Origin of the sequence: Micromonospora sp. WMMD1102 (assembly GCF_029626265.1) — a bacterium.
Classification (GTDB): Bacteria; Actinomycetota; Actinomycetes; order Mycobacteriales; family Micromonosporaceae; genus Plantactinospora.
Genome location: NZ_JARUBN010000001.1, coordinates 6997951 through 7022902 on the forward strand (window position 1 = coordinate 6997951; position 24952 = coordinate 7022902).

20 protein-coding genes and 2 pseudogenes are annotated in these 24952 nt (G+C 71.9%); 6 read left to right on the forward strand and 16 right to left on the reverse strand.

What is annotated here, in order from left to right; genetic code table 11:
• Positions 1-109: 109 nt before the first annotated feature.
• Both rfaE2 and O7626_RS31710 read left to right on the forward strand, forming a co-directional pair.
• Entirely contained in the window at positions 110-2095 is a 1986-nt protein-coding gene (gene rfaE2, locus O7626_RS31705) for a D-glycero-beta-D-manno-heptose 1-phosphate adenylyltransferase (protein WP_278064691.1), read from the forward strand.
• 71 nt (positions 2096-2166) lie between these two features.
• Positions 2167-3120, forward strand: coding sequence for a glycosyltransferase family A protein (locus O7626_RS31710; RefSeq protein ID WP_278066404.1), 954 nt, complete (start codon positions 2167-2169; stop codon positions 3118-3120).
• On the opposite strand, the gene O7626_RS31715 is transcribed toward O7626_RS31710, so the two are convergent.
• The 5 genes from O7626_RS31715 to O7626_RS31735 form a co-directional block, all read right to left on the reverse strand.
• A complete protein-coding gene (locus O7626_RS31715; protein ID WP_278064692.1) occupies positions 3059-4165 on the reverse strand; it encodes a glycosyltransferase family 9 protein in 1107 nt (368 codons plus the stop codon). The genes O7626_RS31710 and O7626_RS31715 overlap by 62 nt on opposite strands.
• Positions 4166-4176: 11 nt before the next feature.
• On the reverse strand, positions 4177-4803 hold the full coding sequence (locus O7626_RS31720) for an Hsp20/alpha crystallin family protein (RefSeq protein WP_278064693.1): 627 nt from the start codon (positions 4801-4803) through the stop codon (positions 4177-4179).
• Positions 4804-4946: 143 nt separating this feature from the next.
• On the reverse strand, positions 4947-5462 hold the full coding sequence (locus O7626_RS31725; protein WP_278066405.1) for a DUF2231 domain-containing protein: 516 nt from the start codon (positions 5460-5462) through the stop codon (positions 4947-4949).
• A 221-nt stretch (positions 5463-5683) separates the two neighbouring features.
• Complete coding sequence (locus O7626_RS31730; protein WP_278064694.1) at positions 5684-6823, reverse strand: sialidase family protein; 1140 nt, start codon at positions 6821-6823, stop codon at positions 5684-5686.
• Entirely contained in the window at positions 6823-7326 is a 504-nt protein-coding gene (locus O7626_RS31735; RefSeq protein WP_278064695.1) for a sigma-70 family RNA polymerase sigma factor, read from the reverse strand. Before O7626_RS31735 ends, O7626_RS31730 begins: the two co-directional genes overlap by 1 nt.
• A 345-nt stretch (positions 7327-7671) precedes the next feature.
• Between O7626_RS31735 and O7626_RS31740 the strand changes: the two genes are divergently transcribed.
• Positions 7672-9300 (forward strand): Ig-like domain repeat protein, encoded by a 1629-nt coding sequence (locus O7626_RS31740; protein WP_278064696.1) that lies wholly within the window; start codon positions 7672-7674, stop codon positions 9298-9300.
• A gap of 141 nt (positions 9301-9441) precedes the next feature.
• Here O7626_RS31740 and O7626_RS31745 read toward each other — a convergent pair whose 3' ends face one another.
• From O7626_RS31745 to O7626_RS31755, 3 genes are read right to left on the reverse strand one after another with little or no spacing between them, the layout of a single operon-like run.
• The gene (locus tag O7626_RS31745) at positions 9442-10122 is read right to left on the reverse strand and encodes a GPP34 family phosphoprotein (RefSeq protein ID WP_278064697.1); all 681 of its coding nucleotides are present in this window, start codon (positions 10120-10122) and stop codon (positions 9442-9444) included.
• Positions 10119-10838 carry an ABC transporter permease gene (locus O7626_RS31750; protein ID WP_278064698.1) on the reverse strand — a complete coding sequence of 240 codons (720 nt, stop codon included), beginning with the start codon at positions 10836-10838 and terminating at the stop codon, positions 10119-10121. Before O7626_RS31750 ends, O7626_RS31745 begins: the two co-directional genes overlap by 4 nt.
• A 24-nt stretch (positions 10839-10862) precedes the next feature.
• Positions 10863-11777: an ABC transporter ATP-binding protein gene (locus O7626_RS31755; protein WP_278064699.1), complete on the reverse strand. Its 915-nt coding sequence runs from the start codon at positions 11775-11777 to the stop codon at positions 10863-10865.
• A 108-nt stretch (positions 11778-11885) separates the two neighbouring features.
• Between O7626_RS31755 and O7626_RS31760 the strand changes: the two genes are divergently transcribed.
• Together O7626_RS31760 and O7626_RS31765 are read left to right on the forward strand one after the other, a co-directional pair.
• Entirely contained in the window at positions 11886-13034 is a 1149-nt protein-coding gene (locus O7626_RS31760) for a histidine kinase (protein ID WP_278064700.1), read from the forward strand.
• Positions 13031-13633 carry a response regulator transcription factor gene (locus O7626_RS31765; protein ID WP_278064701.1) on the forward strand — a complete coding sequence of 201 codons (603 nt, stop codon included), beginning with the start codon at positions 13031-13033 and terminating at the stop codon, positions 13631-13633. Before O7626_RS31760 ends, O7626_RS31765 begins: the two co-directional genes overlap by 4 nt.
• A gap of 88 nt (positions 13634-13721) precedes the next feature.
• Here the strand turns inward: O7626_RS31765 and O7626_RS31770 are convergent, their stop codons facing one another.
• A complete protein-coding gene (locus O7626_RS31770; RefSeq protein ID WP_278064702.1) occupies positions 13722-13937 on the reverse strand; it encodes a hypothetical protein in 216 nt (71 codons plus the stop codon).
• A 335-nt stretch (positions 13938-14272) separates the two neighbouring features.
• Between O7626_RS31770 and O7626_RS31775 the strand changes: the two genes are divergently transcribed.
• On the forward strand, positions 14273-17056 hold the full coding sequence (locus O7626_RS31775; protein WP_278064703.1) for a BTAD domain-containing putative transcriptional regulator: 2784 nt from the start codon (positions 14273-14275) through the stop codon (positions 17054-17056).
• 9 nt (positions 17057-17065) lie between these two features.
• Here the strand turns inward: O7626_RS31775 and O7626_RS31780 are convergent.
• From O7626_RS31780 to O7626_RS31810, 7 genes and pseudogenes are all read right to left on the reverse strand, one after another.
• Positions 17066-17591, reverse strand: a pseudogene (locus O7626_RS31780) (ATP-binding cassette domain-containing protein); the annotation flags it as partial.
• A 33-nt stretch (positions 17592-17624) separates the two neighbouring features.
• Positions 17625-17930 carry a DUF1048 domain-containing protein gene (locus tag O7626_RS31785; RefSeq protein ID WP_278064704.1) on the reverse strand — a complete coding sequence of 102 codons (306 nt, stop codon included), beginning with the start codon at positions 17928-17930 and terminating at the stop codon, positions 17625-17627.
• Position 17931: 1 nt separating this feature from the next.
• A complete protein-coding gene (locus O7626_RS31790; protein ID WP_278064705.1) occupies positions 17932-18288 on the reverse strand; it encodes a DUF1048 domain-containing protein in 357 nt (118 codons plus the stop codon).
• Positions 18285-18611 carry a PadR family transcriptional regulator gene (locus O7626_RS31795; RefSeq protein WP_278064706.1) on the reverse strand — a complete coding sequence of 109 codons (327 nt, stop codon included), beginning with the start codon at positions 18609-18611 and terminating at the stop codon, positions 18285-18287. Before O7626_RS31795 ends, O7626_RS31790 begins: the two co-directional genes overlap by 4 nt.
• Positions 18612-18952: 341 nt before the next feature.
• Positions 18953-20446 (reverse strand): fibronectin type III domain-containing protein, encoded by a 1494-nt coding sequence (locus O7626_RS31800; RefSeq protein ID WP_278064707.1) that lies wholly within the window; start codon positions 20444-20446, stop codon positions 18953-18955.
• A gap of 492 nt (positions 20447-20938) precedes the next feature.
• A pseudogene (locus O7626_RS31805) lies at positions 20939-21402 on the reverse strand (ATP-dependent RecD-like DNA helicase); the annotation flags it as partial.
• A gap of 58 nt (positions 21403-21460) precedes the next feature.
• Complete coding sequence (locus O7626_RS31810; RefSeq protein ID WP_278064708.1) at positions 21461-24808, reverse strand: DEAD/DEAH box helicase; 3348 nt, start codon at positions 24806-24808, stop codon at positions 21461-21463.
• Positions 24809-24952 lie beyond the last annotated feature (144 nt).

A 24952-nucleotide genomic window follows, 5' to 3' on the forward strand; every position in this document is an offset into this window, starting at 1 on the left:
ACGTTCCCGGTACGCCGGGGGCCAAACCCGCCGCACCTGCCACCACCACCCTCGGGACGGGTACGGCGGAAGCAGGTTTGCCCGGTCGGGCACCGGGGACCCGCGCCACATGGCGACAGACGCAGCGGAACAGCGCCGGTTGGCCTCGGTGGTGGAGAGCTGGCTCGGCAGGGGCGTACTGGTGGTCGGCGACGCCATGCTCGACGAGTGGCGGTTCGCCGAGTCGGACCGGCTCTGCCGGGAGGCGCCGGCGCCGGTGCTGACCCTGCGTCGCCGGCTGACCGCCGCCGGAGGCGCCGCGAACACCGCCGTGAACCTCACCGCGCTGGGCGGCCGGGCCGCACTCGTCGCCCCGGTCGGTGCGGACGTCGCCGGTGACGAACTGCACGACTGCCTGGACCGGGCCGGGGTCTGGGACCGGACCATCAGCCAGCCCGGCCGGCCGACCCCGGTGAAGCGCAGGCTGCTCGCCGCCGACCAGATCCTGCTCCGCGAGGACGAGGGCGACGCCGACGAGACCCTGCCCGAGCAGGGCGTACACCGGATGTTGAACGCCCTGGCCAGGGCGACCGAGGAGCTGCGGGCGGACCGGGACGGCCAACCGCCGACCCTGGTGGTCTGCGACTACGGCCTGGGCGCGCTGCCGGAGGCGGTCCGGAGCTGGCTGGTCCGGCACCGCGACTCGTTCGCCACCGTCGCCCTGGACGCGCACGACCTGGCCTACTGGCGTGGGCTCGCCCCGACCGTGGTGACCCCGAGCTTCGCCGAGGCGACCCGGCTGCTCGACGAGGCGGTGGCCACCGGTCCGGCCAGCCCGACGGCGGCGGTCGCCGGCACCCGGGTCAGCGTCGCCGAGGACGGCAGCACGGTGGCCGTCGGCGGCCGGGCCGGGCCGGACACCGGCAAGGACGCGGACGGCGGCGCGGCCGAGGTGACCGGTACCGGATGTGGTGCCGGGCGGCCGGCTCCGACGTTCGCCGCCGGCGGCGCGGACGACGGCGGCCGGGACGGCGACGGCTCCGCCGCACCGGACGGTACGACGCCGGGCGGCGGGGAGACCGGCCCGGCCGGCGGTGACGGCATCACGGTGACCGGTGACGAGATCGGGGTCTCCGGCGACGACATCGTGGTGGCCGGCGACGAGTCGTCCAGTGCCGCCGGTGCGCCGGGAGCCGCCGGTGGTCGCCCGGTCGCGGGCGGCGGCCTCAGCCGGGCGCTGGTCGCCCAGGCCCGCCTCGCCGAGCTGCGGGAACGCACCGGAGCCGACGTGGTGGCGGTGACCCTGGACGCCGAGGGCGCGGTGGTGGGCGGCGCCGACGGGCACTCCCGGCGCAGCCACGCCACACCGGTGCCGGCGAGCTACGCCGTCGGCGCCGGTGACGCGTACCTGGCCGCGATGACGCTGGCGCTGGCCGCCGGTGCGCCGCTGCCGAGCGCGGCCCAGCTGGCCCAGCTCGCCGCGACCACCACCGTCTCGGACACCGGCACCTGCGTCTGCCTGCGCGAGGACCTGCTCGCCGCGCTCAACCCGGCCGGCGGCGGACCGGGCCGGACCGTGCTCGACCGGGACGCCCTGCTGGAACTCGTGGCGGGGCACCGGGCCGAGGGGCGGGCGGTGGTCTTCACCAACGGCTGCTTCGACGTGCTGCACCGGGGGCACGTGCGCTATCTCGACCAGGCACGGGAACTCGGCGACCTGCTGGTGGTGGCGGTCAACTCCGACGACAGCGTACGCCGGCTCAAGGGCGCGGACCGGCCGGTGAACCCGGTCGAGGACCGGGTCGCGGTGCTCGCCGCACTCTCCTGTGTGGACCACGTGGTGGTCTTCGAGGAGGACTCGCCGGTCGCCCTGATCGAGGCGATCCGCCCCGACGTGTACGTCAAGGGCGGCGACTACCCGCCGGACATGGTCCCCGAGGCACCCCTGGTACGCCGGCTCGGCGGCCAGGTCCGCACCCTCGGCTACGTACCCGACAGGTCCACCTCGGCCGTGATCGACCGGATCCGCTCGCACGGCGACGACCGCCGCCAGGCGGTGGCGGCCGGCTCCGTCGACGAGGACGGCTCGGCGGCCGGGGCGAGTCACCGGGCGTGAACGCGGGTCCGGACGACGCTCCCGACGCCCCGGGTGGCACACCGGACGGCACGGGCGCGGCACCGAGGACCCTGACCCGGCCGCTCGCCCCGGGTTGCCCGACGGAGTTCCGTAACCCCCGGCTGCTCGACGTGCTGGTGCCGACCCGCGACCGCCCCGCCGAACTCGCGGTCACGCTGGCCGGGCTGGCCGCCCAGTACCCAGCCGAGCCCGGCACCGCCGGCGGGCCGGCGCCCGAGGACGGCCGGAGCGGGTCGGCGGCGTTCGGCGTGGTGGTCAGCGACCAGTCCGACGGGGAGCCGGGCTGGGCCGCACCGGCGGCGGCGACGATGGTCCGGGTACTCCGGCACCGGGGGCACCCGGTGCTGCTCACCCGGCGGCTGCCCCGGCGGGGCCTGGCCGAACACCGCGCCTACCTGCTGGCCGCCTCGGCGGCCCGGTACGTGCTCTTCCTCGACGACGACGTCTGGCTGGAACCCGGCACCGTCGACCGGCTGCTGACCGCCATCGGGGAACTCGACTGCGGCTTCGTCGGCAACGCGGTGCACGGGCTGTCCTATCTGGACGACGTACGCCCGGAGACGCACCGACACTACGTGGAGTGGGCGGGCCGGCCGGTGCCGGAGCGGCTGCACCCGGGGACGCCGGAGTGGCACCGGGCGCAGATCCACTCGGCCGCGAACCTGCTGCACGTCACGCGGGCCCGGGCACTGCCGGCCGGGCAGTGGCGGGCGTACAAGGTCTCCTGGATCGGCGGCTGCGTGCTCTACGACCGGTCCCGGCTGTGCGCGGCGGGCGGGTTCGACTTCTGGACCCGGCTCGATCCGGGGCACCAGGGCGAGGACGTGGCGGCCCAGCTCGCCGTGCTGGCCGAGTACGCCGGAGCCGGCATCCTGCCCAGCGGCGCGTACCACCTGGAGGCGCCGACCACGGTCACCGAGCGGACCATGGAGGCGTGGGAGGTCACCGCGGGCCGGTCAGATCGGCCACCGCCGCCAGCACCTCCACCACCGGTACGTCGGTGACGAAGGAGACCCGGTGCGGGCAGGCGGGGCCGCCGCCGCCCCGGGCCGGGTAGATCTCCCGGCTACAGTCCCGGCCGCAGACCGGGCAGTTCAGGGTCCACGAGATGATCGGCCGGTGCCGGTCGCGCAGCGGCACCGCACAGTTGATCATGTTGCCGACCCAGAAGATGCCGACGGTCGGGGTGTCCAGGGCGGCGGCGACGTGCACCGGCCCGGTGTCGTTGGAGACCACCACCCGACAGCCGGCGTAACAGCCGACCAGCCCGCCCAGCGACAGCGCCCCGACCAGTGGACGGACCGGTCGGCGGGCCGCCGTCACCACCTGCTCGACGATTTCCCGCTCCTCCGGGGTGCCGGTCACCAGCACCTCGTACCCGTCGTCGACCAGCTGGTCGGCGACCTCGGCGAACCGGTCCGGCGGCCAGCGGCGGCGCGGGTCGCTGGCCCCGGGGTGCAGGGCGATCCGGGGGCGATCCGGCTCGCCGAGCACCGCCCGCGCCTCGGCCAGGTCCGCCTCGGTGGCGACCAGCCGGGGCACCAGGCCGGCCGGGCCGGCACCGACCAGGCCGGCGACCTCCAGATAGCGGACCACCTCCGGCTGGTAGTAGACGTACCGGATCCAGCGGTCCAGCGGCGGCGCGTCCTCGCTGCGCAGCCCGGCGGTGACCCGGGCGCCGAGCGCCGCGACCAGCGGGTTGGAGTTGGCGCCGCCGCCGTGCATCTGGAGCGCGAGGTCGAAGCGCTCCCGGCGGGCCGCGTCGAGGAAGCCGGCCATCGACTCCGCCGACGGCTCCGCCTCGCCAATCCCGGCCACCCGGATGCCGTGCGCGGGCGGCACCACGAGTACCCGGTCGACCGGGCCGGGCCGGTCCCGCAGCAGGCGCTCGTGCCAGGGTGCACCGAGCAGCACCAGCTCGGCGTCGGGATAGCCGGCGCGCAGCGCGTCGAGCGCCGGCAGCGCGAAGATGAAGTCGCCGAGCGCGTTGGCCCGGAGTACGGCGATCCGCTCGACGCCGTCGACCAGATCGCGCACCCTGCCGATCATCCGCCGTCCGCTCAGCGCGCGACCGGGGGCGTCGGGGTGCCGGCCGCGGTGTCCGGCCGGTGCAGTTCCCGGTCGGCGGCCGGGTCCACGGCTCCGGGCCGGCCCCCACCGGTACGCCCGGCGCGCTGGCCGGGGTCGTAGCTCCGGCTGCCGATGGTGATGGTCCGCCGGCCCGGCCGGGTTGTCTTCGGCAGGACGACGGTGAGCAGTCCGTGGTCCATCACGGCGTCGATCCGGTCCGGGTCGACCGGTGCCGGCAGCTGCACCCGGTGCTCGAAGGCCCGGGTCTGCGATCCGCTGCCGGCCATCCCGTGATCCGCGTTGACCTCGGCCTCGGAGCGGGCCCGGATGCAGAGTTCCCGGTCGTCGAGTTCCAGGGCAACCTCCTCGGGTGCCACCCCGGGCAGCCGGGCCAGCACCGTCCAGCCGCCCTCGCTCGGCCGGAGTTCGACGTCGGGCTGCCCGCTCCGCCCGCCGACCAGCGCGGAGCCGACCAGCCGGCCCAGTTCCGCGCGGAGCGCCTGCAACTCGCCGAACGGGTCCCAACCCCGGTCTCCGCCCCGGTCGCCAAAGCGCACCCCGCTCTGGTCCCCGCCCCGGCCCGTGCTCTGCTCCCCGCCGCGTCCTGGCTCAGTCATGCCGCCATCTCTCCTCCCGTTGTCGTCCTGCCGTTCGCCGGATCCACCCGGCCGCCGCCCACCGCCCACCGCCCACCGCGCAACCGCCCGGCACCCGGCACCCGGCACCCGGGCAGCTCGGTCGGCGCGGTCGTCCGTGCGGTTCAGCCCTGATCGGTCCGGTCCGCCGAGGCGGCGGCGGTGGTCCGGGGGCGCAGCGAACTCGGCGCGTTCAGGCCGGCGTCCGGGTCCACCCCGACGCCGAGCCGGTCCACCAGTTCGCCGCCGAGCCAGGCGCCGAGCCCCGCGCCGGCGACCGCCACCACCTCGATCGCGACCAGCGCTCCGCCGGCCGCCCGGGTCTCCGCGGCCAGCCGTACCGCCCAGACGGCGGCGAAGAGCAGCAGCACGGCGAAGTTGGTCGCGGCGTGTGCCACCCCGACCCGCTTGGCCCGGGTACCGGACGGCACGGCCAGCAGATCGACGGCGCCGGCCGCCGCCGCCAGTACGCCGCCGATCAGGCCGACCAGGATGTTCCAGTACGCCAACTCGCCGAGGAACGCCGGTCCGCCGGCCACGTCGACGACGTCGAAGATCGTGGCGGCCACGAAGAGGGCGATCGGGAACATCACCAGCATCGGATGGACCGGGTGCCCGAGCACCTTGAATCGGCTCTCCATCATCGTCGCCTCCCAGGCGCCGGTCGAGACGGCTGCACGCGCTGCTGACGCGGTACCCGAATTGTCCGCCAGCAAACCCTCCGTACCGAGGTCATCCGCTATTTCCGGGCTACTCGGCCGGGAGGCCGGCGGGGAGTCGGCCGCGCCTCGCTGCTCGGCAGGGGCGTCGGGCAGGTCGTCCGTCGCGCCTCGCTGCTTGCCAGGGAGTCGGGGCGCGGGCGTCAGTCGCGCCTCGGCTCGGTCACCCGCCAGCGGCCGTCGGTGCTGGTCGCGGCCCAGCCACTGCCGCCGGCCACCCAGAGGCGCCCGTCGGCCACCCCGGCCGCGGAACCGTCCGGCACCGTGATCGCCTCTCCCCTGCTGAACGACCGGCCGCCGTCCCGGCTGACCCAGGCGGCGAACCTACCGTCCTCCTCCCAGCCGCCGACCAGCAGGTCTCCGCCGGAGTTGACGGTGGCGGCCTCCGCCGACTCCCAGGCCACGTAGGTGGCGAACCACGCCTCGCCGCCGTCGTCGGTGCGGTAGACGGCCGCCCCGTCCGGGCAGTCGCCGACCACGTACGCCTGCTCCGGCCCGACGGCCACCAGCAGCGCGCGTGCCACGCTGGCCGGGAACGGGGCGGACCACCGCCAGTTCCGCCCGGAGTCGTCGCTGCGGGCCACCTTCGGCACCGCCGGCTGCCCGTCCCCGCCGGGGGCGCTGCCGGGAAGCAGCGCCCAGAGGGTGCCGTCGGACGCCCGCCGGAGCAGACCGGCGCCGTCCGCCGGTCCGGCGAGCGTGTCGGGCTGGTACAGCGTGCCGGTGTCCGGGTCGACGAGCTGGCCGGGCACGTCCCCCTGCTCCCGGGCCTGCGGCGGCACGCTGCCGCCGGTCCGGACCCGTTCCTCCTCCCGGTGCCAGCTCTCCCCGGCGTCCCGGGTCAGGTACCGCGCGCCCTGCACCTCGGCGGCGAACACCCGGGGACCGAGCAGCCGGTAGGAGGTGGTGGTCGGGGCGCCACAGTCCCGCCACGGGACCGGCCCCCGGTACGGCGACCAGGTCCGGCCGCCGTCCGTGGTGACGCTGAACTCTGCCGCGCACTCGCCGTACCGGACGGTGACCACGGTGCCCCGGTCGAGCACGGCGGTCGCGGTGCGGACGCCGGCCCGGGTGCCGTCCTCGGCCGGCACGGCGGTCAGGTTGACGCCGCGGAGCACCGGCACCGCGGTCACCGCGACCAGCGCCGTCATGGCGACGGCGGCGGCGGAGAGGAGCGCCCGGCGGCGGCGGACCCGGCGGGCCGCCCGGCCGACCAGGTCGGTCAGGGGCGGTTGGCGGACGGTCCGGGCCACCTCGACGACGTCGAACGGGTACGTCTGCATCACTTGCTCCCGGAGCGCACGAGTTCGGCCGGCCCGGTGAGGAGAGCGGCCAGGGCGGTACGGCCACGGGACAGCCGCGACTTGACCGTGCCCACCGACACGTCGAGGGTGCGGGCGACCTCGTCGACGGGCAGGTCCACCAGGTAGTGCAGGGCGATGGCGTGTCGCTGGCCGGTCGGCAGCCTGCGTAGCGCGGTCATCAGCGCGATGTGCTCGGGAGAGGAGTCCGGCACCACCGGTGGTGGCCCGACCCGGCGCAGCAGCCGGTCCAGGGTCCGCCGCCGCCGGTGCCGGGTGTGCGCCAGGTTCACCGCCACCCGGCGCAGCCACGACTCCGGGTTCTCCAGGTCGGCGAACCTCTCCGGCGCGCTCAGCGCCCGGACGAACGCCTCCTGCACCACCTCCTGCGCCTCGTTCAGGTCGCCGGTTACGGCATACAGCTGGACGGTCAGGCGCCGGAAGCTGGCGGCGTACACCTCGGCAATCGCGATCGCATGCGTCACCAGTCGCCCCTCTCCCTCACCTCTTCCACCATCGAGAGGCGTCGAAAGGTTCCACAACCGAGCGACGTCGAAGGTTCCGAGATGTTCCCGGCGAACCCGCCACAGTGCCGCGACATCCTGGCGGAACACCGTGACCAGGAGCAACCCGACGGTCGTCGCCGTGGACACCCTTGACACCGTCGGGCACAGCCAGCCACACTACGCCTGCTAATTCGATTTAGCAGAGATTCAGGTTTATAACATGGCAGAACTGGGCGAACAGTGAGGAAAACCCAGCTGGCCCGCGCACAACACGACGGAGTCGGGATCGGACCACAGAGCCAGACCACAGAGGAGTGGGAGCAGATGAAGATGGCGATCGCAGGACGCAGGCTCAGGCGTGCGATCTCGTTGCTCGCGTTCATGTCACTCGGTGCGGGCGCCATCGTCCCCGCGCCGGCCGTCGCGGCGGCAGGTGGACACCGGATCGTGGAGGGCGCGACCGTCCGGGCGGATCGCGGTTCGCCGACCGGATACACCGTCAGGTTCGTCTACCGCAATCCCCACGCCACCCAGGTCCGCCTGGCCGGGGACCTGACCCTGCTAGACGTCGACACCGGCAACACGCGGTATCAGCCGGAAGCGTGGCAGACGGGGCGGTACCACTCCGGGGGTACCGAGTTCCTCAGGGACATGACCAGGGATTCGAAGGGATACTGGTCGGTCTCCGTACCCCTGCACGCCGGAGCCCTCAGCTACTGGTACCGGGTCTGGGACCCGACCCGGGGTTGGGAGAACAAGCGGATCTGGGATCCCGCCTCGACGAACCCCCGACCCCCCGGCGAGTCCTCGTTCCGGGTTCGGAACAACGACGTGCTCGACGCCGTGTACGTGCCGTACGCCCGGAAGCAGAACGACCCGGTGCTGAAGGAGCGCGCGGAGTACGAGCTGCCGGTGGCCAACCCCTCCCGGCGCGGCACCGTCCAGTACGTGCCGTACACCACCATCCTCGGCGACAGCGGCCACTACCTCGGCATCTACCTGCCGGCCGGCTACGATCCCGACCGCGCGGAGCCCTACAAGGTGGCGTATCTGGCGCACGGCATCTTCGGTGACGAGACCGACCTCATGGTTCCGGCGAACGTGCCGAACATCCTGGACAACATGACGGCGAAGGGCGAGATCGAACCGACGGTGGTTGTCACGATGGGAAACCACTTCACCGGCACCAGCCTCGGCTTCGCCTCCTACAACCAGACCAACGCCGCCAACAACCTGGTCCAGACGATCCTTCCGCTCGTCGAGAGCAACTACAACGTCTCGACCGAGCGGGCCGGGCGCGCCTACGCCGGGTTCTCCTACGGCGGGATGACCGGCGCCCACGTAATCAGGGCCTACCCGACCACGTTCGCGTTCTACGGACACTTCTCCGGGAATCCGTTCCTCAGCGCGCAGGACTACGACAACATCGCGAACGCGGTCGGGGACGACGACCTCTTCGTGTTCCTCGGCAACGGCGTCTTCGAGGGCAACCTCGACGCCCAGAACGCCATCGCGGACAACTTCAGGGCGCGCGGGTACGCTGCCGCGACGGCCCAGGTTCCCGGCGCGCACGACGGGATGACGGCGGGGCAGCTGTTCACGATTTTCGCCCGGGACCACCTGTGGTCGGGGGTCGACTCCGTGCCGGGCACCGCACGGGTCGTGGTCAAGGCGAAAGCCACGCCCGCGTCGGTCGTCCGTGGTGGCACGTTCACGTTGCAGGTCGAGGTCAGACCGCGAACCCAGCACCGGAAGGCGCCGAAGCCGACCGGTGAGGTCGCCGTCACCTTCGGCGGCGCCACCCGGCTGGTTCCGTTGACCGGTGGTGCGGCGGTCGTCAAGCTGCCGACCACCGGACTGCCCGTGGGGTCCTACCCGGTCCACGTCGCCTACTCCGGTGACCCGACCTACGCGCCCGGCAGGGCGGTCCTGCAACAGCTGCGCGTCCGATAGCCGGCCGGCATGGTGGGCCGGCCATCTCCCGTGGCCGGTCCACCATCCGCGGCCCGCCCTTCCGGCGACGACAGCCCGTCCCGTCACGCATCCGCCGCGCCGCCCACGCCCGCCCCCGCGAGGACCCAGCTCCGCGAGGACCTAGCTTCGCGGGATCACGGTGGTGGCCACGACCACGCTGTTGACGACGGTCGCCGTCACGGTGCGGGTCACGGCCTCCGCGGCGGCGCCAGCTCCCCAGTTGCCCTGCTCGAGTTCCTTGGCCCGCTTGATCACGGGTGACTTCCACGGGATCTCGCGGTGGAACTGCGGAAGGGTTCCGCTCGCCGACAGCAGTGCCGCGAGTGCGGCGACCCGGGCCGGCGGCTCGGCGCCTTCGACCAGGACCTGCCGGACCTCTTCGAGCAGGCGGGCCCGGCGTCCGTTCCTGCCCTCCCGCAGGGCGGTCGTCCGGAACAGGCCGAGCACCTTGCGGTCCTCCCGCTCGATGTCGCCGCGCTGGACGAGCCGCTCCAACACCGGCTGGCGCAGCGCCGGCCCGACTGCCGCAAGCAGCGTCTGCACGCCCCGGGGCTTGCCGGAGAGGTAGTCCCAGGCGGGGCGGAGGAGGTCGTCCGACGGGGCGGCGCCCTCGACGACCCGCACCCGGCTCCGGCCGGCCATCTCCACCCGCTGTCCGAGGGTGAGATCCGCGAGTACGGCGCCGGCGAGGACGTAGAAGAGGGTGTTCTCGCCCGCGATCGTCCCGGAGCTGGGCTGGAAGAGCAGGAGCAGGAGGTCTTCCGGCAGGGTCGGCGGGGTGAACTCGGAGTCGGTGGTCATCGGCGGGGCTCCCAGCGGAAGAGTCGGGTGGCGAGTAGGACGGCGACGACCACCCAGCCCAGTGTCGGTCCGAGCAGCAGCAGGGAGTCGGTCACGGCGACGCCGCCGTTCCAGGCGTTCAACACCAGTTCGGTCGCGGAGCCGCCGGGCAGCAGCCGCTTGACCAGGGTGAGCTGTTCGGTGCCGCTGATGCCCACCCAGCTGGCGACGGCGATCACGCCGAGCGAGACCGGCAGGGTGGTCACCTGGGCGTGCTCGGGAGAGTTGGTGAGTCCGGCGGTGGCCAGCGCCAGGCCGACCATCATGGCCACGGTCGCGAGGACCGCCACCACCAGCAGGGGTACGTTGGCCGGTCCGTCGGCGACCACGGCCAGCGCGCTCAGGATCGCGGTCGCCTGCACCAGGGCGAGCACGGTGGCGGGCAGCAGCAGGCCGGTGAGGATCTCGCTGTCCCCGGCGGCGGTGGAGCGCAGCCGCTTGAGGAAGAGGTTCTGCCGCTGGGAAGCCAGGGTGGTGACGGCGGTGGCGTAGAGCCCGAACGCCGCCACCGTGAACAGGATGATCGCCGCGATGTAGCCGAGGCTGCCGATAGCGGTGAAGGTGTCGCGCTGGCGGACGAAGTACACGCTGACGGCTACCGGCATGATGAGGCTGGTGACAAGTACCAGCCGGTTCCGGAAGATCTGGATCAACTCGCTGGACGCGATGGACAACACGGTGTCGTTCCTCTCGGGGACGGGTCAGCTGGCGGCGGCGGCCGCGGTGTCGGCGGGTCGGTTGCCGATGGCCCGGAAGACGTCGTCGAGCCGGGTCGGCCCGGCCTGGAGGTCCCGCAACTCGACTGCGTACTCGTCCGCCCAGCCGAGCAGGACGTGCAGGTCCTTCTGGAGTCCGAAGGTCTCGATCACGACCTTGCCGTCGCCGTCGACGGTGCCGGCCAGGGGCAGCGCGGGTGCCGGTGCGGCCAGCGTGAAGCGGATGACCGCCGGCAGGGTACGGGTCAGCTCGGAGACCGTCCCCTCCCGGTGGAACGTGCCCTCGTGCATCAGCCCGATCCGGTCGGCGCGCTGCTGCGCCTCCTCCAGGTAGTGCGTGGTGAGCACGATCGTCGAGCCGTTCTCACGCAGCCGGTCGACCGTCGCCCAGAGGGCGTCCCGGGACCGGACGTCCAGCCCGGTGGTCGGCTCGTCCAGGAAGATCAGTTCCGGCGTACCGTAGATCGCGGTGGCGAAGTCCAGCCGCCGCTTCTCCCCGCCGGACAGCTGCGACACCCTGGTCCTGGCCTTTCCGGTCAGGTCGACGAGGTCGAGTATCCGGTCGACGTCGTCGGTCCGCCGGGTGAGCTGGCCGATCAGGCGGACCGACTCCCGAACCGTGAGGTCCGGGGAGAATCCGCTCTCCTGGAGCATTACGCCTATCCGGGGACGCACCAGGCGTCGGTCGCGTGGGCTGTGCCCGAAGACGCGCACGGTGCCGGAGGTCGGCGTCCGGTGGCCCTCGATGGTCTCCAGGGCCGACGTCTTCCCCGCCCCGTTCGTGCCGAGCAGGGCGTAGAGCTCCCCCGGCCGCACCTCGAAGGAGAGGTCCCGTACGGCACGGAAGTCACCGTACGTGACGTTCAGTCCTTCGACTTCGATTACTGGTGTGCTGGACATGCCCCAATGACAGCAGCGGTCCGGCCCAACCGTCAGTGCAGGCACGTCACGACCAGATGTGACGTGGTGTCACTGCCTGCCGGTCCGGAGCCGCAGCATACTGGGTGGGTGACAGCAAGATCGCTGCGCATCGACGAGGCGACGCAGGGACGGCTGCGCCGGCTCAACCTCCTGACGACGATGCCGCCGCTGGTGATCGGGGCGGCCGTGGTGGTGATCGTCGACACCCGCGCCTGGTGGCACGCCGTCATCCTGACCCCGGGTGTCGTGGCGGCTCTGCTGACCTACGAACGGTGGACGGCGGACGACCTCGACCGGGTCACCCTGCCCTGCGTGATCGTGGCGGGGGCCGTCTGGCCGCCGGGGGCGCTGCTGATCGGCGCCCCGAACTCGTACTGGGGCATCTGCACCGTCGGTTCCTTCGCCCTCACCCGGCCGCGCCGGCATCGGGGGCTGGCGGCGGCCGGGCTCTTCGGGTTCGTCGCCGCGGTGGGCTCGGCACGGCTGCTCTTCGACCACGACGACGTACGCCGGACCCTGGTCAGCTACGTCGTCGTCCCGACGGCGGCCACCGTGGTCGTGACCGTCCTGACGTTGCTGGGCGAGCGGTTCTACGACATCATCCGTGAGCTGGAAGCCTCCCGAAAGCGCGAGGCGGAGCTGGCCGTCACCCGCGAACGGGTCCGCTTCGCCAGCGACCTGCACGACATCCAGGGCCACACCCTGCACGTGGTCAAGCTGAAACTCGCACTGGCCCGGAGGCTGGTCCGCAGCGACGCCGCACGCGCCGACGAGGAGCTTCGCGAGATCCACGACCTGGTCAGCGACACCATCACCCAGACCAAGGAACTCGCGTACGCCCAACGGCGGCTCAACCTCTCCGCCGAACTCGAGAACGCGCGGAACCTGTTCGAGGCCGCCGGCATCCGGGTGCGGATAACTCGCCGGTCCGAGGTCGACTCCCGGTTCGGCGAACTGCTCGGCCTGGTGCTGCGCGAGACGACCACGAACATCCTGCGGCACGCCCAGGCCAGCCAGGTGCGGATCACACTCTCCGCCGCCGGCATCGCGATCGTCAACGACGGGGCGCCCGGCGACACCCGCCCGGAGCTGAGAGGGCTCTCCGCCCTGCGGCAGCGGGTGACGGAGGGCGGCGGCGAGCTGACGGCCGAGCGGCGCGCGGGAGAGTTCCGGACCGCCGCGACCTTCGCCCGGTCCGGGACGCCCGCGACCACCCTGGAAGAGGAGGCCCGATGACGACAGTGGTGCTCGCCGACGACGAGGCCCTGCTCCGCAAGGCCCTGGCCGCGCTGCTTCCGCTGGAGGGCGACATCACCGTCCTCGCCGAGGCGGACGGCGGCGAGAGCGCCGTCGAGGCGACCCTGCGGCACCAGCCCGACGTGCTGGTCATCGACCTTGAGATGCCGAACGTGGACGGCCTCGCCGCGATCACCGAGATCCGCCGGGTACGACCCGGGCAGGTGATCCTGATGCTGACCCGGCACGCCCGCCCCGGGGTGCTGCGCCGGGCCCTGAAGCTGGGCGTACAGGGCTTCGTCAGCAAGTCCGCCGAGCCGGCGCACATCGCCTCGGTCATCGCCACCCTGCGGGACGGCCGGCGCTGGATCGACCCGGAGGTTTCCGCGCTCGCCGTGATGGACGACTGCCCGCTCAGCGACCGCGAACTCGACGTGCTGCGGGTGACCGGGGAGGGGTACTCGGTCGCCGAGATCGCCACCCGCCTGCACCTCGCGCAGGGCACCGTACGCAACTACCTCTCCAGCGCGATGCAGAAGACCCAGACCCAGACCCGGCACGAGGCGGCGCGGTACGCCCGCGAACACGACTGGCTGTAGACGTCACGTGCGGCTGTGGACGCCGCATGCCACCAGCCGGTCTCGGCGGGCTTCCGCACGCCTGCCCGGACGTCGTGCACGACGATCATCAGTACGGCGAGGACGCGCCCGCGACGCTGAACGCGGCACCGGCCGGATCGATCGGGGCAGCATCCCCCGTCGTCGTGCCCGCCGCGCCCACCGCCGTGGCGGCGGGAAGCGCGACGTCGCGGACGACATGCCGCTCCGACACCGGCTCGGTGCCCACGCCCAGGCAGTCGCACGAGGCACCTGCCGGCCGCCGCACGGCACGCACGAGCCGCACCCCGCCCACCTGATCAGGCAGGCGGGAACGAGGTACGGCTGCAACGTGACCTCCGACGGCAGTTGGACCGGCGACGGCCAGGGGGGCTGGCCGTCGCCGGAGCGTGACATCAGCGGCTGCCGGCCCGGATGGTGCAGCCGCACCACGGGTCACCGCCGGGGTTGCGGCCTTGGCAGCCGGTCCGACAGTCCACCCAGCACCGCGAGCAGGTCGTGCGGGCGTCCCGGTCGTCAACGATCTTTCTTGGTAGGGCAGTTACACCAGCTACACGTCGGCGATACATTTGCTACACGCGCCGGGGACGGACGATCGGAAGATCCACGGGGGCGGGACCGATGCGGTACAGGATCCTGGGCACGGTGGAGGTGTCAGCGCACGGGCGGCCAGTGGTCGTGGCCCGCCCGCAGCGGCGGGCGCTACTCGCCCTGTTGCTGCTCAACGCCAACCGCGCGGTGAGCCCTGACGCGGCCGCCGAGGCGCTCTGGGGCCCAGCCGCACCGAAGACGGCGCGAGCGCAGGTCCACTCCGCCGTCTACGCGCTGCGCGCACAGCTGCGCGACGCCGGCTGCGAGGTATCGATCCCGTGGTCGGCCGGCGGCTACACCATCCACGTCGAGCCTGGTGAACTCGACGCCGCCCGCTTCGCCAGTCACCTGACCCAGGCGAAGGGACACCTGGTCGGGCGGCGATTCGCCGACGCGGCAAGCGCCGCACGGGCCGGTCTGCGGCTGTGGCGGGGTGAGCCGCTCGGCGATGCCCGGGGCGCCTTCGTCCCGGCCGCCCGCGAACACCTGCACGAGCGCCGCCGGGCCACTCTGGAGACCCTGGCCGAGGCCGAGTTGGCGATCGGCAACGACATCGAGGTGCTCAGCGAACTCGCACCGATGATGGACGAGTACCCGCTACACGAGGCGTTCTGCGGCCTGCTCATGCGCGCGCTGCACCGCGCTGGGCGTACCGCCGAGGCGCTGGACCGGTTCCGGCGCCTGCGGGCAGCGCTGGCCGAGCAGCACGGCCTGGATCCGGGGCCGGTGCTGACCGGACTGGAGGGTGCCATCCTCCGCGGCGAGCTGGCGCCGGCGGCACCGGCCCCGGCGGCACCGGAGGTCGAGGTTCCGGCCCAACTGCCGCCGGACGTGTACGGGTTCAGCGGACGTGCCACCGAGATCGCGCGTCTCGACGCGCTCCTCAGCGCCGCGAGCAGCCACCCCACAGCGGTGATGATCGCCGCTGTCTCGGGCATCGCGGGCATCGGCAAGACCGCCCTGGCCGTGCACTGGGCCCACCGGACGGCCGGCGCCTTCCCGGACGGCCAGCTCTATCTGAACCTGCGCGGCTACGACCAGGGTGGCGCGGCGGTCTCGCCGGAGGACGCACTGCACGGGTTCCTCGACGCGCTCGGGGTGTCGCCGCACCGCGTCCCGGCCAGCCTCGATGCCCGCACCGGGCTGTTCCGCAGCATGCTGGCCGGCCGCCGGATGCTCGTCTTGCTCGACAACGCCCGCGACGCCGAGCAGGTGCGCCCGCTGCTGCCCGGAGCGGCAAGCTGCGCCGTGATCGTGACAAGTCGTAACCAGCTGCCGAGCCTGGTCGCCGCCGAGGGTGCCCACGCGCTGTTCCTGGACGTGATGAGCGACGCGGAGGCCCGCGAGCTGCTCGCCCGGCGCATCGGCGCGCAACGGACCGCCGACCGCCGCCCACTCGACATGATCATCGCTGGCTGCGCCAACCTGCCGCTGGCGCTCGCGGTCGTGGCCGCACGGGCGGCGACGAGCAGCCACCTGTCGCTGGACAGCCTCGCCGCCGACCTGCACGCCGGCGACGCCCGCGACCGGCTCGACGCCCTGGCCGGCGACGACCGCGCGGTCGACGTACGCGAGGTCTTCTCCTGGTCGTACCACCTGCTCGGAGCCGAAGCGGCGCGACTGTTCCGACTGCTCGGCCTGCATCCCGGCCCGCACGTCGGTCCGCACGCCGCCGCCAGCCTCGCCGGGCTGCCCGCAAACCAGATCCGGCCGCTGCTGGCCGAGCTGGCCACGGCCAGCCTCGCCACCGTGCACGACCACCGGCGGTACACCACACACGACCTGCTGCACGTCTATGCCACCGAACTGACCGACAAGGAGGACGCCGACGACGAACGGCGGGCGGCGCTGCGGCGGCTTCTCGACCACTACCTGCACACGTCGCGCGCCGCCGCGTTGCGCCTGAACCCGCCACGCGACCCGATCGCGCTCTCCCCGCCCGCGCCCGGCACGAGCCTCGACGCCCCGGCCGACCACGACGCGGCGCTCGGCTGGCTCACGGCCGAACGACCGGCGCTGCTGGCGATGATCCGACTGGCCGTACGGGCCGGATTCGACACGCACGCCTGGCAACTCGCCTGGACCCTCGACGACTTCCTGGACCGCCGTGGCCACTGGGCCGACCAGGCCAGCAGCCAGGAGACAGCCCTGGCCGCCGCACGGTCGCTCGCCGATCTGCCCGGCCAGGCCCAGGCACACACCAGCCTCGGCCGGGTCTACCAGAAGCTCGCCCGGTACGACGACGCCGACGCACACCTGCGCCAGGCCCTCGACATCTTCGGGCAGCTCGGTGACGACGCCGGTCGCGCACGCGCGCACTACAACCGCGCCCAGGTGTCGGAACGCCGCGGCCGGTACGAGGAGGCGCTCCGGCACGCGCAGGCGGCGCTGGAGCTGTGTCGGGCCAGCGGCCACCGTCTCGGCCAGGCCAACACGCTGAGCACTATCGGCTGGCACCACTCCCTGCTGGGCCGGCACCGCGAGGCGGTGACGTACTGCGAGCAGGCGCTCGCGCTGCATCAGGAGATCGGCGACCGGCACGGCGAGGCGGCGGGCTGGGACAGCCTCGGCCACGCCCACCAACACCTCGGCCGGTACGACGACGCGCTCGCCAGTTATCGGCGGGCGCTCGCCCTGTGCCGCGAACTCGGCGACCGCTACAACGAGGCGGGCGTGCTGACCAAGCTCGGCGACACCCAGCACGCCCGGGGCGCGGCCGACGCCGCGCGGGACGCCTGGTCGCAGGCCGTGGCGATCCTCGACGAGCTCGACCACCCGGACGCGGAGGCGCTCCGGCCCCGCCTCGCCCGCTGAACCCGACGGTCACCGAATTGACACATGAGGCTCTGACCGGCGGAACACTTCCTCGAGGGTGGGTTGCCGTTCGACGTACTCGACCTTGGCTGGCGGAAGCAATTTTCGCAGTTCGACCAGGGTGCCGGAGACGATGATCGTGCCCTCGTGCAGGATCGCGATCCGGTCGGCGAGCTTCTCGGCCTCCTCCAGGTACTGCGTGGTCGACAGCACCGTCGTCCCGTCGCCGGCGAGCTTCTGGATCTCGTCCACACCTCGATGCGCCCCTCTGGGTCGAGGCCGGTGGTCGGCTCGTCGAGGAAGATGATCGGAGGGTTGCCGACGAGGCTCATCGCGATGTCGAGCCGGCGACGCATGCCGCCCGAGTAGGTCCCGACGCGGCGTCCGCCGGCATCGGGCAGTCCGAACCGGTCGAGCAGTTCGTCCGCGGTTTCGCGGAGGTCACCGACCGGCGGAGCCGGCCGACCATGACCAGGTTCTCCCGGCCGGTCAGGACCTCGTCGACGGCGGCGAACTGCCCGGTCAGGCTGATCGATACGTACACCTATACGTACAACCAATGCCCGAGCTAGCGGGTGCGGGACTCCTGGTAGACGTCGGCGTAGGTGCGCGAGTCCTTGATCAGGTCATCGCAGAAGGCGGCGACGTCGGTACCCGTGACTTCCAGCACGCCCTTGCCGGCCGCGACGCCCTCCTCGAAGAAGTCGACGATCCCGGGCAGCAGGCCCCCGTCCAGCAGATCGGTCGGCCCGACCTTGAACAGGTAGCGCTGCATCTCCTGGTAGACGATCCGGTAGTCGGGCGGGAGAGCCTTGACCCGGGCGACGTGCGCCCGCCACTGCTTCTTGCCCTCGATGATGTCCCTGATGCTCATGTCAGTCTCCCAGCCGGGCCAGTTTGCGTGCGACGTTCCGGTTCAACTGCTCCCGCCACCGGTCGCGGTAGGTGCCGGCCCCCGCTCCGCCGGCCAGCGCCGCCGAGAAACCGGCGATGTCGTCGCCGAGCACCTCGTCGACACGCTGCCCGTCGGCCGCGGCCTCCTCGAGCAACCCGAGAGCGGCGTCGGCGACAGGGGTCAGGTTGCGGCCCGTGAAGCTCCCGTACGGGAAGAGGTGGGTCACGATCCGTCCCCACGCGGCCTGATAGTCGGGCGGCAACGCCTGCGCCCGGCCCTCGAACGCCTTCCACTCCCGGGTCAGATCGCTGCCCGTGATGGTCTCCCAGAATTTCATGCCCCGCCCTCCTTGAGTTTGTCGATCCGCGAGGAGATGTACTGCCATTTCGTCCAGAACGTCGCGAGCTCCCTGCGCCCGGCGTCGTTGAGCGCGTAGAACTTGCGCGGCGGCCCCACCTCGGACGGCCGCTTCGACACCTGGACGAGCTTGTTGCGTTCCAGGCGAAGCAGGATGGTGTACACCGTGCCGTCGATGACGTCGGTGAACCCGAGTTCGTTCAGCCGGCGCGTGATGGCGTACCCGTAGGTCTCTTCACGGCCGATGATTTCGAGCACGCAGCCCTCAAGCGTGCCCTTCAGCATCTCGGTCAGATCCTCCACCCCGACCCCCAATCCGGTACTCGGTATGACCGGGTACTGGTATACGGTAGCACCGAGTACCGCTAGCCGGTAGTACCGAGTACCGGGGATTTCCGGCGGTCAGCGGAGGAAGCTGGCCCGAGTCAGGCTGTGCGAGAAGGCGGGTCCAACCCGCGCAGGCGCCGGTCGAACCGGCTTGCGCAGGTCGGCATCCCGCCGGGCACTCGTCCTGACCTGCACGACAAGGCCGCTGACCAGGGCAAGCCCAGTCAGCGGCCTTCAACGTCTGTCCCGGCTGGGTCCGGCCGTCACCGGCCCTACGGACCGACGCGGCCGGAACCCTTCGGGCGGCGTCGCCTGCCCTACGGCGGCGGAAAGAACATGCCCTGCGCGGTCACCGGCGGACTAGCCGCCGACTCGTTGCCGGCGGCATCCACGGCGACCACCGTGTACGTGTGCCAAGTCGCCCCGCCCACCGCCAACGTCAGCTGGGTCCCGTCGGCCGCTCCGGCGACGGTCGCGCCCTCGTACACCCGGTAGCTGACAGCGGGTTCGCCTCCGGTGGAGGCAGACCACGCCAGGGTGAGCCGAGCGTCGGTGGGCCAGTTGCCGGGGGCGTTGCCGGTGACCTCGAGCGACGCCGGTGCCGCTGGCCGGGCGGCGGGACCGGGTGTGGTGGTGACCCGCGCCTGGGCGGAGCGTGGGGTCTCGCCGCAGGACTGGGGAAGGGTCGCGCTGACCCGATAGACGTGTCGGGACGCGGACGGCAGACCGGAGACGACCGTCTCCGGGTAGCGGGAGGTGGCGACAGCCGTGTCACCGTCCCAGATGGTGTACGAGGTGGCGGTGGCGTCGAAGGTCCAGCCGAGCCGCACCGACGACGGGGAGAGCGCGGTCGCCGTCAGCCCGACCGGCTGGGTCGGGCTGCTCAGGCAGGTCTCGGTACTGGCCGACACCGCTGGGCTGTGCGTCGACTCGTTGCCGGCGGAATCGAGCGCGGCGATGGTGAAGCGGTGCCAGGTGGCGTGGAAGAGCCGTTGAACGGTGGCCGTGGTGCCGACTGTGACGGCGACCCGGGTGCCGCCCTCGTAGACCGCGTACCGGTCCGGCGCCGGTCCGGCCGGCGCGGTCCAGGCCAGGCTGATTGTGGTGTCGGTGCGCCCGGTGACGGTGAGCCCGGCAGGCGGGGCGGGCCGGGCGGGATCACCGGCGGCGGTCGTGGCGCTGGTCGAACCGACCGGTTCGGTCGATCCGGGACCGCATTGGTTGAGCCGGTAGAGCCGGATCTGGTGATCGGTGGCGGGCGCCAGACCGCCCACCCGGGCGCTGGTCAGCGATGTCCAGCCCACGCTGACGCCGTCCACCCGCAGTTCCAACTCGCCGCCGAGCGGGTGCCGGGGCCAGGAGAGCGAGACCGCCGACGCGGTGACGGCGGTGACGGTGATCGGCAGGGTCGGAGTCGGCAGGCACTCCGGGTTGACCCCGGAGAGCCAGGACCGGCCGGTCACCGGGTCGGTCGGCGCCGACTCCCGCCCGTGCCGGTCGACAGCGGTGACGGTGTACGCGTGCGACGAGCCGAAGGGCACGTTCGTCGTCGCCGACGTGGTGGTGGTGCGGGCGACCACTTCTCCGCCCTCGTACACCCGGAAGGAGTGGACCCGTGTCCCGGTGGGCGGTTGCTGCCAGGTCAGGCTGATCGCGGTGCCGTTGGTGCTGGCCCAGAGCGCGGTCGGGGTCGTTGGGCCGGTCGGTCCGCCGTACCGCGCGGCGGCGGGGGATGCGCCGAGCAGAATGACGGCGATGAGTGCGGCGCTGGTCCGCACGGCGGTGCCGCGCCAGTGGGATGGGGTACGCACGGCTGTCCCTCCATTGACACGACCGTTTATCGACTGCAATCAATCATATCCAGGAAACTGGCGCATCGACGCCATGTCAAGCGCGTTCGTGCTCCTGGCTGAAGACCCGCCGCGAGGGCTTCGGCGCCGGATCAGCCCCGCCACCGGCGCTCAGCTCGTGCGGCCCTGCAAGCCTCCGTCCTGGTGGCTTTCGGGGGCGATTCAGAACTACATCGGTAAATGAGGCCCTGACCAGCGAATCTGCTGGTCAGGGCCTCACCTGGAGCCGCCTGACGGAATCGAACCGTCGACATGTCACCGAACCAGGGAGCGCGCCGTGTCTGACCGATTACCCAACGCGGGATCGGGATTCGCGTTCGAGTGGGCGATCGGAACGTCGTCACCGAATCGCCGGCTATGGCTTGAGGCGGTGGGTGAGGGCGGTGTGGCGGCGGCCGGCGCCGACGGTGCGCACGGCGGCGGCGAGCGCCCGGCGGGAGCCGACGAGCACGCGTCGCCGTACTTCTTGTAGATTCGTACCGCGATCGAGGCGGACACTCCGACACCTTGGCGGAAGATCATCACTTCATTGATGGTTTTCTGCTCCGCCCACGCGGCGGTGATCTTCGCCGTGCGTTTCGGGCCCAGCCCCGGCACTTCCACCAGCCGACCCGGCTCGTCCTCGATGATCTGCAACGTGTCCAGGCCGAAATGCTCGACGATCCGCTCGGCGAACACCGGCCCGATGCCCTTGACCAGCCCGGAACCAAGGTAGCGGCGGATGCCCTGGATCGTGGCGGGGAGCACGGTGGTGTAGGAGACGACCTCGAACTGGCGGCCGTATCCGAACCACGCCCGGTCGCCACTCGGGCGACGGTGTACCCGGTCTCTTCGTTGACGTACGTCAGCCGCTCCAGCACCGCCTCAACGACATGCGGAGACGGGCGAGAAGAGACAGTCGTGGGCACGCAGACCATCGTGCCGTTGGTGGTGCTTGGATACCAATTCCCGGCGTATGGTCGACCTCGTCGAAAGTCAGTCGAGCAGACTGCGGACGTCAGCGGCGGTCAGTTCGGCGGAGGTAAACTCTCCGCCGTCGAGGACGCTGCTGAACAGCTCGGCCTTCCTGGCTTGAAGCGCCATGACCTTCTCCTCGATGGTGTCCTTGGCGACCAGGCGGTAGACCATGACCTTGCGGGTCTGACCGATGCGGTGAACACGGTCGACCGCCTGAGCTTCGGTCGCCGGGTTCCACCACGGGTCCAGCAGGATGCAGTAGTCGGCCTCGGTCAGGTTCAGCCCGAAGCCGCCCGACTTGAGGCTGACCAGGAAGGCCGGCGCCGTCCCGTTCTTGAAGTCGGCGATGACCTCCGCCCGCCGCCGTGTCTTGCCGTCGAGATAGCAGCAGGCGACGCCGGCCTCTTCGAGACGTTGCCGGGCGGTGGCCAGGAACCGGGTGAACTGGCTGAAGATGAGAACCCGGTGCCCCTCGGCGGCGAGATTGGTGACCTGGTCGCAGAGCGCGTCGAGTTTCGTCGACGCGATGGCGTGGTGTTTCGGGTCGACCAGGGTCAGGTCCAGGCTGGCCTGGCGCAGCAGGGTCAGCGACCGGAAGATTTCGAAGCGGTTCTTCTGCATGTCGCCGAGCAGGCCGAGGACTTTCTGCCGTTCCCGCTGCAGATAGGTCTGGTACATCCGGCGATGCTTGGGGTTCAGATCCAGTTCGATGACCTGTTCCTGCTTTGCCGGCAGCTCGGTGACCACCTCAGCCTTGCGGCGGCGCAGCATGAGCGGGCGGATCCGGCGACGTAGCTGCGCTAGCCGCGCCTCGTCGTGGTCCTTCTCGATCGGCCGGCGGTAGTAGTCGGTGAAACGGTCGAGCCGGGGCAGCAGGCCGGGCGCGGTGATGGAGAGCAGGGCCCAGAGCTCGGCCAGGTTGTTCTCCATCGGTGTGCCGGTGATCGCGAGCTTGAACGCGGCTGGCAACTGCTTCGCGCACCGGTACGTCTGCGACTGAGCGTTTTTGACGAACTGCGCCTCGTCGAGGATCAGTCCGGTCCACGGCAACGCCGCGTAGTCGTCGTACTCGAGCCGGAACAGGGTGTACGACGTGACCACGACGTGCGATCCGGTGACCACTTGTTCCAGCGCGCCGGCCCGACGCGCGCCGGTCTGAACGATGGGCGTGACGGTGAGATGCGGGGCGAAGCGCGCCGCCTCGTGCGCCCAGTTGCTGACGACACTGGCGGGGGCGACCACCAGGAACGGGGCCCCGGCGGGCGCCTGTTCGACGGCGTGGCAGATCAGGGCCAGCGCCTGCAGCGTCTTGCCCAGCCCCATGTCGTCGGCAAGCACCCCGCCGAGATCATGCCGGTGCAGGGTGGCGAGCCATCGGAAGCCTTCCAGCTGGTACGGCCGGAGGGTAGCGTCCAGCCCCACCGGGGGCGGGTCGGCGGGACCAGCCTTCGCATCGCTGAGCGCGCGCACGGACTCCTTCCAGACCGCCGCCTGACCGGTGACCTCGCCCAACTCGGACAACTCCTGCCACAGCCCCGCCTGAAAGCGTCCGACCCGCAGCACACCGGGCGGGGCGTCCTCCAACTCACGGGACTCCGCTATCAGGTCGCGCAGCTGCCGGAACTCTGGCTGCTCAAGCCGGAAGTAGCGACCGCTGGGTAGGATCATGAACTCCTGTTCGGCGGCGAGCGCAAGGAACAGCCCTTCGAAGCCGACCTCCTCACCATCGACGGTGACACGGACAGACAGGTCGAACCAGTCCTGTGCGCCGGCGCTGGCTTCGGTCGCGCCCGCAAACGAAACCACCGGGGCTTCCTGCGTCTCGACATACTCCGGAACGTCGTCATCCGTCTTGACGACCACGTCGACGCCGTCCAGCGCGCCAAGTCGGGGAAGCACGTCGCGTACGAGCCGCAGCATCGCGTCGTCGGCGACGACAGCATGCTCCAGCAGCCGCCGTCCGGCCGGGAACGGCTCCGTCAGCCCGTACGCCGGGTCCGCCACCAGCGCCGTGACGCGTTGCAACGTCGCGGTCCGGTCGGGGTCGTCGTGCACACCGGCGTGCAGCGGCTCCACCTGGTTCTCCGAACCGACGACGGCCACCCACTCCCAGGACAACGACATACGGTGATCCGGTAGCGGCCGCACCGACAGCGTCAGCATCGCCTTCCCGAGCTCAGGCAGACCCACCGTCTCGTCGGCCGGCACCACCGCGGCCTGACGGACGAGCCCCGGATAGTACTGCCGCAGGAAACGAGGCTCTTCGGCGGCCGGAACGACGATCTCTGGCGCAGCAAGCGCCTCGATGACCCGCGAATGCAGGGGTCTCGCCAGGGGCGCGAGCCGCAGGGTACCCGGATCCGTCGAGGAACCCGGCCCCGTCGTACCCCACCAGGCAACGCCATGCGCCGGTCGCCCGACCACGATCAACTTCTCGGGATCGATCGTCCCCGCATCGTCGCTCAGGGCCGGACGGAGCCGCAGGCCCGCAGCGACTCGATCGGCCCGCACGGAAAATCGCACCGGCCCTGCCGAGACCTGAACCGGTGACGCCGCGCGGCCACTCTGCACCAGCGGCAGCCCCGCCTCCCGCGCCTCGGCCAGAACGTCCCACACCCGCCGGCTACGGAACTCATCCAGGTAGACGACGCGCTGACCCGAGCCGTAGTAGCGATAACCGTACGGGTCGCCCCCCTCGTCGTCCGCCAGCGCGAGCAACTCCGCCAAGAGATCCACATGATGCTGCGTGTGCGGTGAATCAGGGACGTTCCCAAAGCCGAGGGTCCCCCACGAGACACCGCTACGGATCCAGCCCCTCTTGCCCGGCACTACTGGCCGGAGCCCGATCCGCCACTTCCCACGGCCGTCGCCGTCTTCGAGCTCGAACTGCAACGCCAGTTCCGGAGCACCTGGCACGACGGCCGGGCTGTCAGCGCTGACCAGGCCAGTCAACGCCAACTCCCATGACGACGGCGGCTGCGGCTTAGACGCCTCGGAGGTGCAGGCGATCAACGCCAAGGCAGCCGGATGCGCGCACACCGGAGCTGCCGAGCACGTGCACGCGCCCCTGACGCTCTTGAGCGCGCCGTCGACGCCGACGACGACCGACACCGTCACCCAACCAGATCTCTCGCCTTGCACGGCGGCCCGCCCACGGCCGGAACGCGGGTCCCAGCTCACCTCGGCCAGCGCGCCGCTCGCCACGAGTGAACGAGCCTGCACGAACGATCTGACCCCAACGGCCTCACATACCGCCGCCTCATCAGCCGTCAGCACCAGCCGCCCCACAAGGAACCTCCGCCAGATCTGTGATCGGACATCAACGCTACCGAGCGAACAGGCGCCGCCGATCCAGGCGTCACCCATCCGAGATGCTGGGACCACAGTCCGGTCCCGGCTGGGGGGAACTCTGGTCCGGCTGGACGACGTGACCAATGGCCTACCCGCAACTGCGTCCGCACCTCACGCCTCGTCCGCGGTGCATCGTCACCGCCGGCCACCCACGCTCGC

Bases quoted from the DNA above. Each gene is read 5' to 3' on its own strand.
- O7626_RS31745 (WP_278064697.1), bottom strand. From the start codon at position 10,122: ATGACCACCGACTCCGAGTTCACCCCGCCGACCCTGCCGGAAGACCTC.
- O7626_RS31790 (WP_278064705.1), bottom strand. From the start codon at position 18,288: ATGAAATTCTGGGAGACCATCACGGGCAGCGATCTGACCCGGGAGTGG.
- O7626_RS31715 (WP_278064692.1), bottom strand. From the start codon at position 4,165: ATGATCGGCAGGGTGCGCGATCTGGTCGACGGCGTCGAGCGGATCGCC.
- O7626_RS31740 (WP_278064696.1), top strand. From the start codon at position 7,672: ATGAAGATGGCGATCGCAGGACGCAGGCTCAGGCGTGCGATCTCGTTG.
- O7626_RS31765 (WP_278064701.1), top strand. From the start codon at position 13,031: ATGACGACAGTGGTGCTCGCCGACGACGAGGCCCTGCTCCGCAAGGCC.
- O7626_RS31775 (WP_278064703.1), top strand. From the start codon at position 14,273: ATGCGGTACAGGATCCTGGGCACGGTGGAGGTGTCAGCGCACGGGCGG.
- O7626_RS31755 (WP_278064699.1), bottom strand. From the start codon at position 11,777: ATGTCCAGCACACCAGTAATCGAAGTCGAAGGACTGAACGTCACGTAC.
- O7626_RS31785 (WP_278064704.1), bottom strand. From the start codon at position 17,930: ATGAGCATCAGGGACATCATCGAGGGCAAGAAGCAGTGGCGGGCGCAC.
- rfaE2 (WP_278064691.1), top strand. From the start codon at position 110: ATGGCGACAGACGCAGCGGAACAGCGCCGGTTGGCCTCGGTGGTGGAG.
- O7626_RS31720 (WP_278064693.1), bottom strand. From the start codon at position 4,803: ATGACTGAGCCAGGACGCGGCGGGGAGCAGAGCACGGGCCGGGGCGGG.
- O7626_RS31730 (WP_278064694.1), bottom strand. From the start codon at position 6,823: ATGCAGACGTACCCGTTCGACGTCGTCGAGGTGGCCCGGACCGTCCGC.
- O7626_RS31725 (WP_278066405.1), bottom strand. From the start codon at position 5,462: ATGGAGAGCCGATTCAAGGTGCTCGGGCACCCGGTCCATCCGATGCTG.
- O7626_RS31810 (WP_278064708.1), bottom strand. From the start codon at position 24,808: ATGGGTGACGCCTGGATCGGCGGCGCCTGTTCGCTCGGTAGCGTTGAT.